The organism is Gluconacetobacter johannae (genome assembly GCF_014174305.1).
In the GTDB taxonomy this organism is placed as follows: domain Bacteria; phylum Pseudomonadota; class Alphaproteobacteria; order Acetobacterales; family Acetobacteraceae; genus Gluconacetobacter; species Gluconacetobacter johannae.
The window spans coordinates 40388-56652 of sequence record NZ_JABEQH010000023.1; the positions used below are offsets into that span (position 1 = coordinate 40388).

Below are 16265 nucleotides of genomic sequence, written 5' to 3' on the forward strand. Positions count from 1 at the left end.
TAATACATATTATTTCTAAACGCGAATGGGTGTTACATTCCGAAACCGAAATGTCGTAACCGTGATGCCGTCCGGCGTCCGGCCCGGGATTTGACCATAAAAGGGTGTCATATGGCGTCACGACATTCATTGCTGCTCGCAACGGCTTGCTTCTTCGGGTGCACGGGTGCAGCGCTTTCCCCTTCTGATGCGGAACCGCAACGCAATTCCACGAAGCAGGCGAAGCATGCCGCCGGCACGCCCGCCGCCTACCACCCGCCCGCCGACGCCGGCGAGGCCGTCATCGTGACGGGAACGCACGCCACCAACCGACACGCGCGCGACAGCGCCAGCCCGATCACTGTCGTCTCGGCCGCGACGCTGCGCCGTTCGGGCCAGATGAACCTGGCCGACGCGCTGACGCGTACCTATGCCTCGATCAACATATCGGCCAAGGGCAGCGACACGGCCGCGCTTACGTCGTCGATCCGCATGCGCGGGCTCAATCCGAACCAGGTCCTGGTGCTGGTGGATGGAAAGCGCCGTCACGTGACGGGCAATATCGTCCAGAACTCCGGCCCGCAGTTCGGCGCGACGCCGGTCGACCTGAACATGATCCCGGCCAACATGATCGACCATGTCGAGGTGCTGGAGGACGGGGCCGCCGCGATGTACGGCTCGGACGCCATTGCCGGCGTGGTGAACATCATCACGAAAAAGCAGGATCACGGGCTGAGCGTCAGCGCCCAGACGGGCGCGAACGCCTATAACGGCGATGGCTGGCAGTATCAGGTCAATGCCGACGGCGGCCTCAAGCTGGGCAACGACGGCTATGTCCATCTCAGCGGGCAGGTCTATCACACCGACCATTTCGTGGCCGGGGCGCAGGACCACCGCCTGCTCGGCTACTGGCCCACGGGCGCCAACACCACCGGCTATTATGCCGGCGTGGTGAAAAACGCCATGCGCGTGCCGACCGATTCCAACAAGATCATGAGCACGCCCGAGGAAACGCGCGAGAATCTCGGCATAGATTTCGGCAAGCCCATCGCCGAGAAGGTCGATTTCTACGGCCAGATCACCTATGCCCACCGCCATGCGGAGGCCATCCAGAACTATCGCGTCCCGAGCATTGCGCCTTCGCTGTATCCTTCGGGGTTCTCGCCCCTCGAAACCATCGAGGAAAACGACTATGCCGCCCTCCTGGGGGTCAAGGGGCATGATTTCCTCGGGTTCGACTGGGACGTCAGCACGGTCTACGGCGCGGACGAGGATATTGTCGGCAACAAGCACACCGCCAACACGGGAATGCTCGGCACGACCTGCAATAACGGCAACGTCGCGAATGTCTCGACCGAAGGGTGCGGCTGGTCGCCCACGACGGTCCGTTCGCTGAGCTATCGCAATGCCCAATGGACCAACAACCTCGATGTCCGCCGCCGCATCAACATCTTCAACACGGTGCCGATGGTGCTGGCCTTCGGCGGCGAACACCGGCTTGAAACCTACGAGATCGTGGCGGGCAGCCCGCCGTCCTACCAGGTTGGCGGCACGCAGGGGTACGCGGGCCTCGGCCCGCAAAGCGCGGGATCATGGAGCCGCGACATCTGGGCGGCCTATATCGACGGCGATTTCCACCCGGTGAAGCGCTGGGACCTCGATTTCGCGGGCCGTTTCGAGCATTACACCGATGTCGGCAATGCCGAGAACGGCAAGGTCTCGACCCGTGTGGACATCACCTCGCGCATTGCCGTGCGCGGCACGATCAGCACCGGCTTCCGCGCGCCCACCATGGCCGAACAGCACTACAGCACCATGAGCGTGGGCCCCAACAGCTCATCGGGGCTGCTGCCCGTCAGCTCGTCCGCGGCCCGGTCGCTGGGCGCCAGCCCGCTTCAGCCCGAACGCGCGGTCAGCGCCAGCGGCGGGTTTGTGGTCGAGCCGGTCAGCGGCTTCCACGTCGAGGCGGACGCCTACCAGATCAACCTGCGTAACCGCATCGGCCAGGGCGGCAGCACGAAAGGGGCCGCGGCGGTCAGCGCCATCCAGGCGATGGGCTATGCCCTGCCCACCGACTCGCTGGATGTCGCCAACGTATCGACCTATTACTTCGCCAATGGCGCCAGCACGCGGACGCAGGGGCTGGACATCAAGGCGGACTATACGTTCCACCTGCATCGCTACGGCAATCTGGCGCTGAGCATGGCGCTCGACCTCAACCGCACGCGGCTGCATCACAACGGCCTGTCGCAGACCGGCGCGCCGCTGCTGAACGCGCAGACGATCGGCTATCTGACCACCGCCTATCCGCGCAGCAAGATCATCCTGAACCTCTATTACACCGTCGGAAACTGGGACGTGAACCTCCGCCAGACCCGCTACGGCGAGACGACGGACATGATGACCTACCAGGACTGGACCGACAGCGCGCTGCGGTGCCCGGCGGGCGGCGCGTTGCGCTCTTCCAATTCCTGCTTCGGCCAGTTCAAGAACACCCCGCGCTGGCTGACCGATCTGGAAATCGGCTATCGTCTGGACAACCACTGGCATTTCGCGGTCGGCGGCAACAATCTGTTCAATATTCGCCCGCGTCGCCTGCCGGACGTGCTCAACTCCCTGGGCGCCGCCGTCTACGACCAGAACGCGGCGCAGGTGCCGATCAACGGCGGCTATTACTACGGGCGGATCAACGCGACCTTCTGATGCCGACGGAAGGCAGGGGCCTCGGCCCTTGCCGGGTTCGGGCAGCGCCCCGTTTGTCCCGACGGCCGGCGGCTGATACGGTGACGCCAGTCGTCTTGCCCGAGGATACATGCTGCTGATCCGCCCCCTGGTGCCCGCCGATTTCGATGCGGTCTGGCCGGTCCTGCGCGATGTCGTGCGCGCGCAGGAGACTTATGCGCTGGACCCCGAGATGGATCGCGATGCGGGATGGCGCCTGTGGGCCGAGACGCCGCGCGCGACGTTCGTGGCCGAACGCGACGGGGTGGTCCTGGGCAGCTATTACATCAAGCCCAATGCCGCCGGGCCGGGCGACCATGTGTGCAATTGCGGCTATATCGTCGCACCCGCCGCGCGGGGCCAGGGGGTGGCGGGGGCGTTGTGCGCGCATTCGCTGCGCGTGGGGCGCGAGATGGGGTTCGCCGCCATGCAGTTCAATTCGGTCGTGGCCACCAACACCGTCGCGATCGGGCTGTGGCGGAAGCACGGCTTCGCCATCGTGGGCACGCTGCCCGGCGCCTATCGCCATGCCACGCTGGGCGTGGTGGATTGCCACGTCATGTACCGCAGGCTGGACGCGGCATAGGGGACGGCCAGGAGGGACGCCCGCCATGCCCACGAAACTGATCGCCGTGCTGATCGCGGTCAGCGAGGACCGCCCGATGGTGCTGACGCTGGAGGGGGGGCGGGTGCTGCCCTCCGGCCCGCTGGAGGCCGGGCACCGGTCGTTGCAGACCGGCCTGCGGCTGTGGGTCGAGCGGCAGACCGGGCATGCGCTGGGCCATGTCGAACAGCTTTACACCTTTGCCGACGCGCCGGACAACGATGCCGGCGACGAGCGCAGCGTGCTGATTTCCTACCTGGCGCTGACCCGCATCCATCGCGGGGAGCATGGCTGGCGCAACTGGTACGACTATTTCCCGTGGGAGGACCAGACCGCCCCCGACGGCCGCGCCCTGGTCGCGCGGATCGCGGCGCGGCTGGAGGACTGGGCCCGCGCCGCGCCGCCGGCCCTGGGCGCCGTCCGCCGCCAGCGCATCGCCCTGACCTTCGGGCTGGAGGGGCTGGGCTGGGACGACGAGCTGGTGCTGCAACGCTATGAACTGCTGTGGGAGGCCGGGCTGGTGCCGGAATCGGCGCCGCCCGGAGGGGCGGCCGTGCGGGGCCAGGACATGGCGGGCGACGGGCGGCGCATCCTGGCCACCGCCATGGCGCGGCTGCGCGCCAAGATCCGCTATCGCCCCGTGATCTTCGAACTGATGCCCGACAGCTTCACGCTGCTGCACCTGCAACGCACGGTCGAGGCGGTGGCCGGGCAGGCCATGCACAAGCAGAATTTCCGCCGCCTGATTACCCAGCAGGACCTGGTGGAGGAAACGGCGGAGGTCGCCCCCGACACGCGCGGCCGCCCCGCCCGGCTGTTCCGTTTCCGGCGCGAGGTGATCGGGGCGCGGCGGATAGCCGGATCGAAACTCCCCCTCACCCGTCCCGTCTGAAAACGCGGTTTGCCGGCGATCCGACGCGCGTTTTCAGACGGGACCCGGTCCGATATCTCGCCCCCCATGGACGGCGCCTTTCCAGCCTGGCGGGCGGGCTGGTCACAACGCTGTCATGTCGATGCCTCTTGACGCGGCGCGCGCGCGGGCCAATCACAGGGGTGAACTGATGTGGCCTAATTATACTCATAACGAGCATAATTAGGCCGAGGGAGCCGTACATGTCCGAGACCCTGACCGCCTCGCCCCGCCTCGAAGCCCTGTACGACCGCGTCGCACGGGTCGTCCCCCGGATGGAGTGGGAGATGTTCGCCGACGATATCGCGGCCATCCTCGACCTCAAGCGCCGGCATCGGGCGGTGATCCTGGCGCATAATTACCAGACGCCGGAAATCTTCCACTGCATCGCCGACATCCGGGGCGACAGCCTGGCCCTGGCGCGCGACGCCCAGGGGCTGGACGCCGACGTGATCGTCATGGCCGGGGTGCATTTCATGGCCGAGACCGCCAAGATGATGAACCCGGACAAGACGGTGCTGATCCCGTCCCTGCAGGCCGGATGCTCGCTGGCGGATTCGATCACCGCGGCAGACGTGCGGGCGCTGAAGCGCGCCCATCCGGGCGTGCCGGTCGTCACCTATGTCAACAGCACGGCCGAGGTGAAGGCCGAGAGCGATATCTGCTGCACCTCGGCCAACGCGCGGCACATCGTCGAGAGCCTGGGCGCGCCCCGCGTCATCATGATCCCCGACGAATATCTGGCGCAGAACGTCCAGAAGCAGACCGGGGTCGAGATCATCACCTGGGCCGGCCATTGCGAGGTGCACGAGCGCTTCACCCCGCAGGACATCCGCGACTGGCGCCGCGACAACCCCGGCGTCGCCGTGCTGGCCCATCCGGAATGCCCGCCCGGCGTCGTCGCCGAGGCCGATTTTTCCGGCTCGACGGCGGCGATGTCGGATTTCGTGGCGCACGGCGCGCACGACAAGGTCCTGCTGGTGACCGAATGCTCCATGAGCGACAACCTGGCGGCCGCCCATCCCGCCATTGATTTCGTGCGGCCCTGCAACCTGTGCCCGCACATGAAGCGCATCACCCTGCCCGCCATCCGCCACGCGCTGGAGAGCCTGACGCACGAGGTCACGATCCCGGCCCCTCTGCTGGCGGGCGGACGCCGCGCGGTGGAACGGATGCTGGCGGCATGACCGACCTTGCCGCCCTTGCCGGGCGACCGGTCATTGCCGGGGCCGGCCTGGCCGGCCTGGCGACCGCCCTGCTGATGGACCGGCCGTGCGTGGTGCTGTCGCCCGCGCCGCTGGCCGCCGATGCCGCCAGCACCCTGGCGCAGGGCGGCATCGCCGCCGCAATCGGCCCGGACGACACGCCCGAACTGCATGCGCGCGACACGCTGGCCGCGGGCGCGGGGCTGTGTGACCCGGTGGCGGTGGAGGCCATCACGCGGGCGGGGCCGGACGCCGTGGCGGCGCTGGCCGGGCTGGGGGTGGCGTTCGACCGCCGGCCCGACGGCAGGCCCGACCTGCATCTGGAGGCCGCCCATTCCCGCCCGCGCATCGCCCATGCCAACGGCGACGGCACGGGGGCCGAGATCATGCGCGCGCTGGTCGCCCGCGTCCGCGCCACGCCGCGCATCGCCGTGCTGGAGGGCGCGGCCCTGCGCCGGGTGGTGGTCGCGGACGGGCGCGTGGCCGGCGTGCTGGCCACGCGCGCCGGGCAGGCGGTGACCATCCCGACCGCCGCCTGCGTGATCGCCACCGGCGGAGTCGGCGCGCTGTTTCCCACCACGACCAGCCCGGCCGGCGGGCTGGGGTCCGGCCTGGCCTGCGCCGCGCGCGCCGGGGCGACCCTGCGCGACATGGAATTCGTGCAGTTCCACCCGACGGCCCTGGACCCGTCGGCCCTGGATTCGGCGGCCCCGCACGCCGGCCACGCGCCGCGCGCGCTGGTCAGCGAGGCGGTGCGCGGCGCAGGCGCGCTGCTGATCGACGAGACCGGGGCCCGCTTCACCGACGAACTGGCCCCGCGCGATGTCGTGGCGCGGGCCATCCAGGCGCATCTGGCGGCCGGGCACCGCGTCCTGCTGGATGCCCGCGCGGCGACGCACGGGCAGTTCGCGCGGCATTTCCCCGGCATCGCGCGGGCCTGCCTGGCCCATGGGATCGACCCCGACCGCGACCCCATCCCGGTCCGTCCGGCCGCGCATTACCATATGGGCGGCATCGAGACCGACCTGCACGGCCGGACGTCGGTGCCGGGCCTGTGGGCCTGCGGCGAGGCCGCATCCACCGGCCTGCATGGCGCCAACCGCCTGGCCAGCAATTCGCTGCTGGAAGCCTTCGTCTGCGGCGGCTTCGTCGCGTGCGACCTGGACGGGGCATCCCTGCCGCTCCCCGGCCCGGTGTCGGCGCAGGACATCGCCCCGCCCCAGGCGGCGCACCTGGCCGATGTGCGCGCGCTGGTCGGACGCGCCGCCGGCATCCTGCGCGACGCCGATGGCCTGCGCCGGGCGGCCCGCGCCCTGGCGCCGCATGTGCCGCATGACGACCATGCCCTGGTCGGCGCGCTGCTGTGCCTGACCGCGCTGGAGCGGCACGAGAGCCGGGGCGGCCATTACCGGACCGATTACCCGGACACCGCACCCGTTACCGTCACCAGCCGTATCACCCTGGCGCGGGCGTGGCCCACCCTGGCGGCCCTGGCCGCGCCCGTCGCCCGCCTTCCTTCAGGAGCCCTGATCTCATGACGCCGCTGCCCGATTTCATGCTCGAACCCCTGGTGCGCGCCGGCCTGCTGGAAGATTTCGGCTGCGGCGGCGACCTGACCACCGACGCCCTGGCCGCGCCGGGCCAGATCCTGCACACCGCCCTGGTCGCACGGCAGGACGGCGTGGTGGCCGGCCTGTCGCTGGCCCGGCTGGCCTTCACGCTGATCGACCCCGCCGTGCGCTTCACGGTCGAACGCCCTGACGGCAGCACCGTCGCGCCCGGCACATGCATCGCGCGCGTCGTCGGCGCCGCGCCGGCGATTCTGGGCGGCGAGCGGGTGGCGCTGAATTTCCTGTCGCATCTCAGCGGCATCGCCACGGCGACGGCCGGAATCGTCCGCGCCGTCGCGGGCACCCGCGCGCGCGTCTGCTGCACGCGAAAGACGCTGCCGGGGATGCGCGCGATCCAGAAATACGCCGTGCGGGCCGGGGGAGGATCCAACCACCGCTTCCGCCTGGACGATGCGATCCTCATCAAGGACAACCACATCGCCCTGGCCGGCGGCAGCGTGCGCGCGGCCCTGGACGCCGCCCGCGCCCGCGCCGGCCATCTGGTCAGCATCGAGCTGGAGGTCGATACGCTGGACCAGTTGGCCGAAGCGTTGCAGGCCGGCGGCGCGGACGTGTTCCTGCTGGACAACATGACGCCCGCCCAGTTGCGCGACGCGGTGGCGATGGTGGCCGGTCGCGCCCTGACCGAGGCCTCGGGCGGCATCACCCCCGACACCGCCGCCGCCATCGCGGCGACCGGGGTCGATATCCTGTCGCTGGGATGGCTGACGCATACGGTGCGCGCCCTGGATATCGGGCTGGATTACGACAGCCGGGGCATGTAGGCGCGTCGGATCGCCGGCAGGCGGCCTTGTGAGACAGCCTCTCAGGACGCCGCCCGGTCGTGGCGCAGGCCGGGCGCGCGTCCGGCGGCGATTTCCACCCGGTTGCGGCCGCGTTCCTTGGCGCTGTAAAGCGCCATGTCGGCGCGCGCCAGCGGATCGCCGGCGTGGGTGTCCCACGCGGTGATGTCCGAAATGCCGATGCTGACGGTGAAGTCGATCGCCCGGCCCCGCACGATGGCCGGGTTGGCCGCGACCCTGCGGCGCAGCCTCCTGGCGAAAAGTTCGGCCTGCGCCAGGTCGGCGCCCGGCAGGCAGGCGGCGAATTCCTCGCCGCCCAGCCGGCCGGCGCTGTCGGTCACGCGCAATGTCGTACGCAACATCGTGGCGAAATGGCGGATCACCGCGTCGCCGACCGTATGGCCGTATGTATCGTTGATGATCTTGAAATGGTCGATGTCGATCATCAGCACGGCCGCGCGGCTGTCGTCCCCCTCGCCGCCCGCCGCGTAGCAGTCGCCCTGGCAGGTCGCGGCCCGGCTGACGCCCTGGAAGGCCTCGTCCAGCCGTTCGGCGAAGGCGCGCCGGTTGGGCAGCTGGGTCAGATGGTCGATGCACGCCAGGTCCTTCAGTTCCTGTTCCACGCGCTTGTGCTCGGTCACGTCGACAACCAGGCCGTGCCACAGGATGCCGCCGTCCTTCTGGCGGACCGGGTGGGCGTCGATCTTCCGCCAGCGCAGGCCATGGACGGGCAGCAGCACGCGGAACGTGCAGTGCCACGGCGCCAGGTCGGCGGCCGAGGCCGCGCGCGTGGCACGGTAGAGATCCAGATCCTCGGGGTGGATGCGTGCTTCCAGCGGGGCGACGGTCGTGGCCACCTGCCGGGGCAGGAGTTCGAAAATATCCGCGATCCGCATGCTGGCATAGGACAGGCAGGCGGCGCCGTCGGCGGCCTGGCGGTACTGGAAGACCAGGCCGGGGATTTCGTTCGTCAGGTTGGCGATCAGGTCCCGGCTGGTCCGCAGTTCCTCGGCCAGCAGGCGCATCGAGGTGATGTCGGTGGTCGTCCCCACCATCCGCAGGGGCCGGCCGGCGGCGTCGCGTTCGATGGCGCGGCCACGGCTGAGGACCCATTTATAGGCGCCGTCCTTGCAGCGCAGCCGGTGTTCGACCTCGTAGCCCGGACTTCGTCCCTCGAAATGGGCCTGCATGGTCGCCTGCACATAGGCCAGATCGTCGGGATGCACGCGGTCGTAGCTGTCCTCGATCCGGTTCGAGACCTCGTCGGGCCGATAGCCCAGCAGTTCGGCCCAGCCCTGCGAATAACGGATTTCCCCGGTGGCGATGTTGCGGTCCCAGATGCCGGTCCCACTGCCCGCGATCGCCTGGGCCATGATATCCGCGAAATCCTGCACCTGCTCGACGTCCCCCCGGTACGTGTCGGCCCGATCATAACGACATGCGGCCGCCTACCGCAACGCCGCACGGCCCGCCATGGCAGGGAACACGGTTCAGGGAAGGTCTTTGTGGAGGTCTTCCATCGTATCGCGGATATGCTGGGCCACCTGTCGTTCCACCAGGTCGGCATCGCCCCCCAGCCAGGTCTCCAGCAGCGCCTGGTGGGCGATGTGGGCGCGTTCGTAGCGGTCCTCGGACCGCAGATGGAAGCGGATATACCGGTCGGCCAGGACGTTGATCCGTTCGACGAAGGACATCGTCAGCGTCCCGGCGCCGGGCTGGATCAGCGCCAGGTGGAAGGCGCGGTTGTAGGCGCCGGTATCCGGGTCGTCATGGCGTTCCGCCCGGCGCAGGCGGGTCAGGGCCATCCGGGCGGCGCTGTGATCGGCGGCGGTGGCCATGCGGCAGCCCCGGGCGGCGGCGGGCGGTTCCAGTTGCAGGCGCAGGATGAAGACTTCCTCGGCCTCGGCCGAGGACAGGGTGCTGACCGAGAAGCCGCGATTGGGATGGGACAGGACCAGCCCGTCCTGCTCCAGCCGGGCCAGGGCCTCGCGCAGCGGAATCTTGCTGACGCCCAGTTCGGTGGCGATCGTATCCTGGCGGATCGGATCGCCGTCCGGCAGGGCGCCGCTGAGGATTCGGTCGCGAATCAGGTAATACAGCTGATCCGAAATGGTCCGGATCGTCAGCGGACGGTCGGCGATCGCGGGCAGGGGTTTGCCTATGGGCATGTGGGGAAGCAACCTCCTGGCAGCGCGGAAAAACCGGAGCCGGCCCGTTTGCCATCGGGCCGGCCCCATTTTCATCAAGGGAGCCGAAAGCGTGTTTCGGAAGCGGGTCCGCCGGCGATCCGGGGCATCGCGCCCTGCGGGATACGACAGAATGACCTTGCCTGACAGACCCGCTTACAAAACAATTCTGACCGGTCAGACAATCTGGAAACCCTGCCAGAAGACGTCCTCGCGGTCGATCCAGATTGTGTTCAGGCCGGTCGAAATCGCGCTGCCGGTAATCAGGGGCACGATCGCCGGCCGGCCGGCGAGGTCGGTTTCGCAGTCGATCGCACCGATGAAACGGCTGCGGATGAAGCTGTCATGCGCGAAGCGGGCGCCGACCTTCAATTCGCCACGACCCCACAGATGCGCCAGACGGGCGGACGTGCCGGTGCCGCAGGGGCTGCGGTCGATGGCGCGATCGCCGTAGAACACGGCGTTGCGGCCCTGCCCCGGCGCGTCGCCCGGTTCGGCCCACAGCACATGGCTGACGCCGGCGATGGTCGGGTCCAGCGGATGGACGGGGTGGCAGGCGGCCCGCACGGCCGCGCGCACCCGCGGGCTGAGCTCCAGGATACGCTGCGCGCCCAGTTCGTCGAGGGTGCGATAGGGGCCCTGGGGTTCGACGATGGCGTAGAAATTGCCCCCGTAGGCGACATCGACCACCATCGGGCCGAATCCGGGTACGTCGATTTCGACCCCGGTCGCCGCGACATAGGCCGGGACGTTGCGGATGGTGACCGAGGTCACGCGCCCGCCCTCGGTCGTGTAGGAGACGCCGATGGTGCCGGCCGGGACCTCCAGCGTCAGGCGGCCGGGTTCACGCGGGACGATCAGCCCGTGCTCCAGCGCGAAGGTGACCAGCCCGATCGTGCCATGCCCGCACATGGGCAGGCAGCCGCTGGTTTCGATGAACAGGAGGCCGGCGTCGGTGTCCGGCCGGGTGGGGGGATAGATGAACCCGCCCGACATCATGTCATGTCCGCGCGGTTCGAAGCACAGGCCGGTGCGGATCCAGTCGAAGCGGGCCAGGAAATCCTGCCGGCGTTCGCTCATGGACGTGCCGCGCAGCAGGGGCGCGCCGCCGGCGACCAGCCGGACCGGGTTGCCCGCCGTATGTCCATCGACGCAGAAGAAAGTATGACGCATCGCGTGCCCCCTGGTCCGGATGGGATGGTCCGGCCGCTGGCCGGGCCGGTGTGCCCGAGGTTAGAAGAACGACCTGTCCACGATCATGGAGCCGCCATGGAACCCGCCTGCCCCGGACCGAAATCAGCCACAGGGACGGGTGGCGGCGGCGCGTTCGACCATCGCCGTGACCGCCGCCCGGCGGGCGCCGGACAGCGGCAGGCGCGGCATGCGTACCCGCTCGCTGCCGCGTCCCATGATCTGTTCGGCCAGCTTGATGGCCTGCACCAGGTCGTGTTCGGCATCGAGGTGCAGCAGCGGCATGAACCAGCGATAGATCGCCAGCGCCCGTTCCATGTCGCCCTGGGCCAGGGCCGCGACCAGCGCCACGGATTCCTGGGGGAAGGCGCTGGTCAGGCCCGAGATCCAGCCCTGCGCCCCCAGCATCAGCCCTTCCAGGGCGACGTCGTCCAGCCCCGCCATCAGCACGAAGCGGTCGCCGAACGCATTGAGCAGGTCGGTATAGCGGCAGGTGTTGGCCGAGCTTTCCTTGACCGCCACGATCGTCCGGATCGCGGCCAGCCGTTCCAGCACCGGCAGGGTGATGTTCACCCGGTAGGCGGTGGGGTTGTTGTACAGCATGATCGGCAGGTCGGACGCTGCCGCGACGGTGGAGAAATGGGCTTCGAGTTCGGCCTCGGTGGGGACGTAGACCATGGCGGGTAGCACCATCAGCGCGTCGGCGCCGATGCGCGCGGCGTCGGCGGCGAAGCGCGCGGCACGGGCGGTGGTCAGTTCCGACACGCCGACGATGATGGGCACGCGCCGGTCCACGACCTCGCACGCCGCGCGGAGAAGGGTTCGTTTCTCCTCGGGTTCCAGCGAATTGTTCTCGCCGCAGGTGCCCATGACCACCAGGCCGTGCACCCCGTCGCGCACCAGCGCGTCCAGCACGCCCTGCGTCGCCGCGATGTCGATCGCACCATCCGCCGCGAACTGTGTCGTCGCGGCGGGGAATACGCCTGTCCACTTCATCGTGCGCCTCGCTTGCTTTCGATTTTGTTTCGTTTATCGTATACGTGTCGATATTGAAAGGACGAAATCATCCTGCCTTCGCCCCCTTCCGGCATGAGCGACATGCCCGAACCCCTTGCCCCGACGCCCCCCCGGACCGCCATCGTCGTGGGCGGCGGGCTGGTCGGGCTGTGCTGCGCGCGGGCCCTGCGCGCGGCGGGGCTGGAGGTCACGCTGGTCAGCGAGCCCCGCTACGCGGCGCCGGCGTCCTCGGGCAATGCGGGGCATATCGCGACCGAACAGGTGATGCCGCTGGCGTCGCCGTCGGCGCTGGCCTCGGCCCCCGGACGGCTGTTCCTGCGCGGCGGCGCGCTGGATTTCGGCTGGACGCGGCCGGGGGCCTGGGTGCCGTGGCTGCGCCATTACCTGCAGGCCTGCCGCCCCGCCCGCGCCCAGGCGGGCCAGCAGGCGCTGCGGGACCTGCTGGCCGAGGCGCTGCCGGCCTGGCGGCGGATGACGGCCGAACTGGGCCGGCCCGACCTGCTGGACGAAGGCGGGCATCTGATGTTCTGGCACGATCCCCAGCGCGCCGGGCCGGGCATGGCGCACTGGCTGGCCGCCGATACCGGCACCGCCACCGTCCGCAAGCTGGACGAGGACGAATTTCCCAACCTGGACGGCGTGCTGGCCCATCGCCCCTGCGGCGCCCTGAAGCTGGAGGGCACCGGGCGGGTCACCATCAGCCCCGGCACGGTGATGAACATCCTGTCCGACACGCTGTATGGGGCGCAGGTGCGGCGCGTGGCCGCGCGCGCGGTGGGGCTGGCGCGCGACGACGCAGGCACGGCGGTGCATCTGACGGGCGGGGAGGTGCTGGTGGCCGACCGGGTGGTCATCGCCACCGGCGTCGGCAGCAAGGCGCTGTTGCGGACGGCGGGCCTGTCCGCGCCGGTGGTGGCCGAGCGCGGATACCACATCGAATGGGACCATGGCGGCATGCCCGCCCTGCCGCCGATGGTGTTCGAGGAACGGTCGATGATCGTCAGCCGGTTCGGCGCGCGGTTGCGGACGTCGTCCTTCGTCGAGTTCACGGCCCCCGACGCCCCGGCGGACCCCCGCAAATGGCGCTACCTGGAAGAGAACGTCCGCGACCTGGGCCTGCCGGTCGCCTCGGGCTTCAGCCACTGGATGGGGTCGCGCCCGACCCTGCCGGACTACCTGCCCGCCATCGGGCCGCTGCCCGGCCTGCCGGGCGCGATCGCGGCCTACGGACACCAGCATCTGGGCCTGACGCTGGCGCCGCTGACCGCCGAACTGGTGTGCGCGCTGGCGACCGACATCGCCCCGCCGATCGCGCTGGCGCCCTTCCGGCCCGAGCGATTCAGCCGGATACGCCACGTCCAGCCCCTACAACCCGCCCTGGCGCAACCGCCCCCGACATAACCCCCGACACAAGGCGTTCCATGCACACCCGCACCCCCGCCGCTTCCTCCTTCCCTGCCCCCGACGCGCCTGTCGGCGAAGCGCCGTCCGATCATTTCCGCCGGTCGCTGTCGCTGCTGGACCTGACGATGATCGGCTTCGGGTCCATCTTCGGGTCGGGCTGGCTGTTCGCGGCGTCGAACGTGTCGGCCATCGCGGGGCCGGCCAGCGTCGTCTCCTGGGGGGTCGGCGGGCTGGCGGTGCTGCTGCTGGGGCTGGTCTTCTGCGAACTGGGGGCGGCGCTGCCGCACGCGGGGGGCGCCGTGCGCTATCCGGCCTACAGCCATGGGCCGCTGCTGGGCTTCCTGATGGGGCTCATCACCGTGATCGCGTTTTCCAGCCTGATTTCCATCGAAATCGTGGCGGCGCGGCAATATGCCGGGGCGTGGATCCCCGGACTGACCCGCAACGCGGCTGGCGACCCGACCTGGGCGGGCTGGCTGGTGCAGCTTGCGGTGCTGGCCGGGCTGCTGCGGCTGAACCTGGCGCCGGTCCGCACCTTCGCGCTGTTCAACAACATCGTCACATTGTTCAAATTCTGCGTGCCGTTGCTGGTGATCGTCGTGCTGCTGGGCCACATGGATGCCGGCGCCTTCACCCGCCACGGCTTCGCCCCCGCCGGCGGGGCCGGGATCGAGGCCGCGATTTCCACCGGCGGCATCATCTTCGCCTATCTGGGCCTGACGCCGATCATCGCGGTCGCCAGCGAGGTCCGCGACCCGCAGCGCACCATTCCGCTGGCGCTGACGGCGTCGGTGCTGATGGCGACGGCGGTGTACGTGCTGCTGCAGGTCGCCTTCGTCGGCAGCGTGCCCGACCGGCTGCTGGCCGGCGGGTGGGCCGGCATCGCCCACATCCTGGCGCTGCCGTTCCATGACATCGCGATGACGGTCGGGGCGGTCTGGCTGGCGACGCTGGTGGTGGCGGACGCCATCGTCTCGCCCGCCGGGACGGGCAATATCTACATGGGCGCATCGCCCCGCATCATCTACGGCTGGGCGCGCGGCGGCACCTTTCCCGCCCTGTTCGCCCGCGTCGATCGCGGCAGCGGCGTGCCGCGCCCGGCCTTGTACCTGACCTTCGTGATGGCGGTGTTCTGGACGCTGCCCTTTCCCTCCTGGCAGGCGCTGATCGGCGTGGTGTCGTCGGCCCTGATGATGAGCTACGCCTTCGCGCCCATCGCCGCCGCCGCCCTGCGCCGCACCGCGCCGGACCTGCCCCGGCCGTTCCGCCTGTCGCGCATGGCCGTGATGGGGCCGCTGTCGTTCATCGTCGCGTCGCTGATCGTCTACTGGTCCGGATGGCAGACCGTGTCGTGGCTGCTGACCCTGCAACTGGTGCTGGGGATCGGCTTCCTGGCCTGGTGGGGGGCCGCACGGCGGCCGGGCCATCGCGGGCAGGTGCGCCATACCGGCTGGGTGCTGGTCTATTTCGCCGGCATGGTGGTGCTGTCGGGTGTCGGCAGCTTCGGCGGCAGCGGCATCCTGCCGCATCCGCTGGACGATGCCGCCGTCGGGCTGTTCGCCCTGGCCATCTACCTGTGGGCCGAGCGCAGCGGCAGCCCGGCGTTCATGGAACAGGCCAGCCGGTGAAACCCCGCCGCCGGGCGCATCCGGCGGACCGGCGCAACTTTTCCACGTGCCGGAGGTTAGGGCGAGACAGATCGTCCTTGATTGTCCCTTCCAGTTACAAAACATCGTGGCATTTTATGATGAAATAGAAACGTCCTGGCCGCCGTACAGGCGGATGCCGGGCCTGCGGGCCAGCGCGTCCCGACCGCCGATGAGGGCCGGGCCATGAGGGAGTACCTATCCTGTTCCATCCGGTCGAAAGACGGAGCATGCGGCCCATGACGACCCTCGCCACCCTGCCGCTGACGCGCATGCGCGTGACGCCCAACCTGATGACGACCGCCATCGGCACGATCCTGGTGACCTCCGAGATCGGCTCCGACACGCAGAGGATCGTGATCCGCACCCGCATGGTCACGGAGCGACAGGCGCGGCCGGGCCTGCTGATGGTCCAGGACAAGCTGTCGGGATATTTCGTGCCGGATGAGGACTGCGGCGCTTTCGTCCGCAACGCCCTCGACGCGACCGACCTGCTGATGCCCGTGCTGAAGGATATTTTGCCGGGCCTGCGCTATATGGACAATGCCTGCGTGCGCGGCGACGTATGGCACCTCAGCGACGAATCCGGCACCCTGTTCGCCGGCGTCGCCGTCGGGTCGGCCCCGCTGGAAACGGCGATCTCGGGCTATGCCCGGATCGTCGACGGGCGCATCGGCGAGATCGTGGCCGCCCGCCGCCTGACCTATCTGGGCCGGCTGGACCTGACGGTGGCGCCGGGCATTCCAACCCTGGCCTGAGGCCCTGGACCCCGATCATGGATAACGGATTGGTTTCCAAAGGCCTGTGGCCTTTGGCGGGTTTCAGGGCAGCGCCCTGAGATTCTTGCGAAATGCGACCTTCGCGCCTATGGGGCGACACCCCACGAAAAAGGGCGCCGGCCCCTTGCGGTTCCGGCGCCCCGATCGGTGATCCGTGGGGGGATCAGACCGAGTAATACATCTCGAATTCCGCCGGATGGGGCGTGTGTT

At 69.4% G+C, this 16265-nt stretch carries 13 protein-coding genes; 9 read left to right on the forward strand and 4 right to left on the reverse strand.

The window, feature by feature from the left end:
* The first annotated feature begins 111 nt into the window (after positions 1-111).
* The 6 genes from HLH21_RS14910 to nadC all read left to right on the forward strand — a co-directional run bounded on the left by HLH21_RS14910 (position 112) and on the right by nadC (position 7814).
* Positions 112-2682 carry a TonB-dependent receptor plug domain-containing protein gene (locus HLH21_RS14910; protein WP_182944548.1) on the forward strand — a complete coding sequence of 857 codons (2571 nt, stop codon included), beginning with the start codon at positions 112-114 and terminating at the stop codon, positions 2680-2682.
* A 109-nt stretch (positions 2683-2791) separates the two neighbouring features.
* Positions 2792-3286 carry a GNAT family N-acetyltransferase gene (locus HLH21_RS14915; RefSeq protein ID WP_182944549.1) on the forward strand — a complete coding sequence of 165 codons (495 nt, stop codon included), beginning with the start codon at positions 2792-2794 and terminating at the stop codon, positions 3284-3286.
* Positions 3287-3311: 25 nt separating this feature from the next.
* Complete coding sequence (locus HLH21_RS14920) at positions 3312-4196, forward strand: NUDIX hydrolase (protein WP_182944550.1); 885 nt, start codon at positions 3312-3314, stop codon at positions 4194-4196.
* Positions 4197-4417: 221 nt separating this feature from the next.
* Positions 4418-5401, forward strand: a complete 984-nt coding sequence (gene nadA, locus HLH21_RS14925; RefSeq protein WP_182944551.1) for a quinolinate synthase NadA — start codon at positions 4418-4420, stop codon at positions 5399-5401.
* Positions 5398-6957 carry an L-aspartate oxidase gene (locus HLH21_RS14930; protein ID WP_182944552.1) on the forward strand — a complete coding sequence of 520 codons (1560 nt, stop codon included), beginning with the start codon at positions 5398-5400 and terminating at the stop codon, positions 6955-6957. The genes nadA and HLH21_RS14930 overlap by 4 nt, the downstream gene beginning before the upstream one ends.
* A complete protein-coding gene (gene nadC / locus HLH21_RS14935) occupies positions 6954-7814 on the forward strand; it encodes a carboxylating nicotinate-nucleotide diphosphorylase (RefSeq protein WP_182944553.1) in 861 nt (286 codons plus the stop codon). The genes HLH21_RS14930 and nadC overlap by 4 nt, the downstream gene beginning before the upstream one ends.
* Before the next feature lie 41 nt (positions 7815-7855).
* On the opposite strand, the gene HLH21_RS14940 is transcribed toward nadC, so the two are convergent.
* The 4 genes from HLH21_RS14940 to HLH21_RS14955 all read right to left on the reverse strand — a co-directional run bounded on the left by HLH21_RS14940 (position 7856) and on the right by HLH21_RS14955 (position 12205).
* Positions 7856-9205, reverse strand: a complete 1350-nt coding sequence (locus HLH21_RS14940; RefSeq protein WP_182944554.1) for a sensor domain-containing diguanylate cyclase — start codon at positions 9203-9205, stop codon at positions 7856-7858.
* A 117-nt stretch (positions 9206-9322) separates the two neighbouring features.
* Complete coding sequence (locus tag HLH21_RS14945) at positions 9323-10000, reverse strand: GntR family transcriptional regulator (RefSeq protein WP_182944555.1); 678 nt, start codon at positions 9998-10000, stop codon at positions 9323-9325.
* Positions 10001-10195: 195 nt separating this feature from the next.
* Positions 10196-11191 (reverse strand): 4-hydroxyproline epimerase, encoded by a 996-nt coding sequence (locus tag HLH21_RS14950; protein ID WP_182944556.1) that lies wholly within the window; start codon positions 11189-11191, stop codon positions 10196-10198.
* A gap of 123 nt (positions 11192-11314) precedes the next feature.
* Positions 11315-12205 carry a dihydrodipicolinate synthase family protein gene (locus HLH21_RS14955; RefSeq protein ID WP_182944557.1) on the reverse strand — a complete coding sequence of 297 codons (891 nt, stop codon included), beginning with the start codon at positions 12203-12205 and terminating at the stop codon, positions 11315-11317.
* A 102-nt stretch (positions 12206-12307) separates the two neighbouring features.
* Between HLH21_RS14955 and HLH21_RS14960 the strand changes: the two genes are divergently transcribed.
* The 3 genes from HLH21_RS14960 to HLH21_RS14970 all read left to right on the forward strand — a co-directional run bounded on the left by HLH21_RS14960 (position 12308) and on the right by HLH21_RS14970 (position 16034).
* Positions 12308-13627 (forward strand): NAD(P)/FAD-dependent oxidoreductase, encoded by a 1320-nt coding sequence (locus HLH21_RS14960; RefSeq protein WP_182944558.1) that lies wholly within the window; start codon positions 12308-12310, stop codon positions 13625-13627.
* A 20-nt stretch (positions 13628-13647) separates the two neighbouring features.
* Positions 13648-15258 carry an APC family permease gene (locus HLH21_RS14965; RefSeq protein ID WP_182944559.1) on the forward strand — a complete coding sequence of 537 codons (1611 nt, stop codon included), beginning with the start codon at positions 13648-13650 and terminating at the stop codon, positions 15256-15258.
* A 257-nt stretch (positions 15259-15515) separates the two neighbouring features.
* On the forward strand, positions 15516-16034 hold the full coding sequence (locus HLH21_RS14970) for a hypothetical protein (protein WP_182944560.1): 519 nt from the start codon (positions 15516-15518) through the stop codon (positions 16032-16034).
* Positions 16035-16265: the final 231 nt, after the last annotated feature.

Coding starts and splice junctions, on each gene's coding strand:
- HLH21_RS14920 (WP_182944550.1), top strand. CDS start 3,312: ATGCCCACGAAACTGATCGCCGTGCTGATCGCGGTCAGCGAGGACCGC.
- HLH21_RS14945 (WP_182944555.1), bottom strand. CDS start 10,000: ATGCCCATAGGCAAACCCCTGCCCGCGATCGCCGACCGTCCGCTGACG.
- nadC (WP_182944553.1), top strand. CDS start 6,954: ATGACGCCGCTGCCCGATTTCATGCTCGAACCCCTGGTGCGCGCCGGC.
- HLH21_RS14910 (WP_182944548.1), top strand. CDS start 112: ATGGCGTCACGACATTCATTGCTGCTCGCAACGGCTTGCTTCTTCGGG.
- HLH21_RS14960 (WP_182944558.1), top strand. CDS start 12,308: ATGCCCGAACCCCTTGCCCCGACGCCCCCCCGGACCGCCATCGTCGTG.
- HLH21_RS14940 (WP_182944554.1), bottom strand. CDS start 9,205: ATGGCCCAGGCGATCGCGGGCAGTGGGACCGGCATCTGGGACCGCAAC.
- HLH21_RS14930 (WP_182944552.1), top strand. CDS start 5,398: ATGACCGACCTTGCCGCCCTTGCCGGGCGACCGGTCATTGCCGGGGCC.
- HLH21_RS14970 (WP_182944560.1), top strand. CDS start 15,516: ATGACGACCCTCGCCACCCTGCCGCTGACGCGCATGCGCGTGACGCCC.
- HLH21_RS14950 (WP_182944556.1), bottom strand. CDS start 11,191: ATGCGTCATACTTTCTTCTGCGTCGATGGACATACGGCGGGCAACCCG.
- HLH21_RS14955 (WP_182944557.1), bottom strand. CDS start 12,205: ATGAAGTGGACAGGCGTATTCCCCGCCGCGACGACACAGTTCGCGGCG.
- nadA (WP_182944551.1), top strand. CDS start 4,418: ATGTCCGAGACCCTGACCGCCTCGCCCCGCCTCGAAGCCCTGTACGAC.
- HLH21_RS14965 (WP_182944559.1), top strand. CDS start 13,648: ATGCACACCCGCACCCCCGCCGCTTCCTCCTTCCCTGCCCCCGACGCG.
- HLH21_RS14915 (WP_182944549.1), top strand. CDS start 2,792: ATGCTGCTGATCCGCCCCCTGGTGCCCGCCGATTTCGATGCGGTCTGG.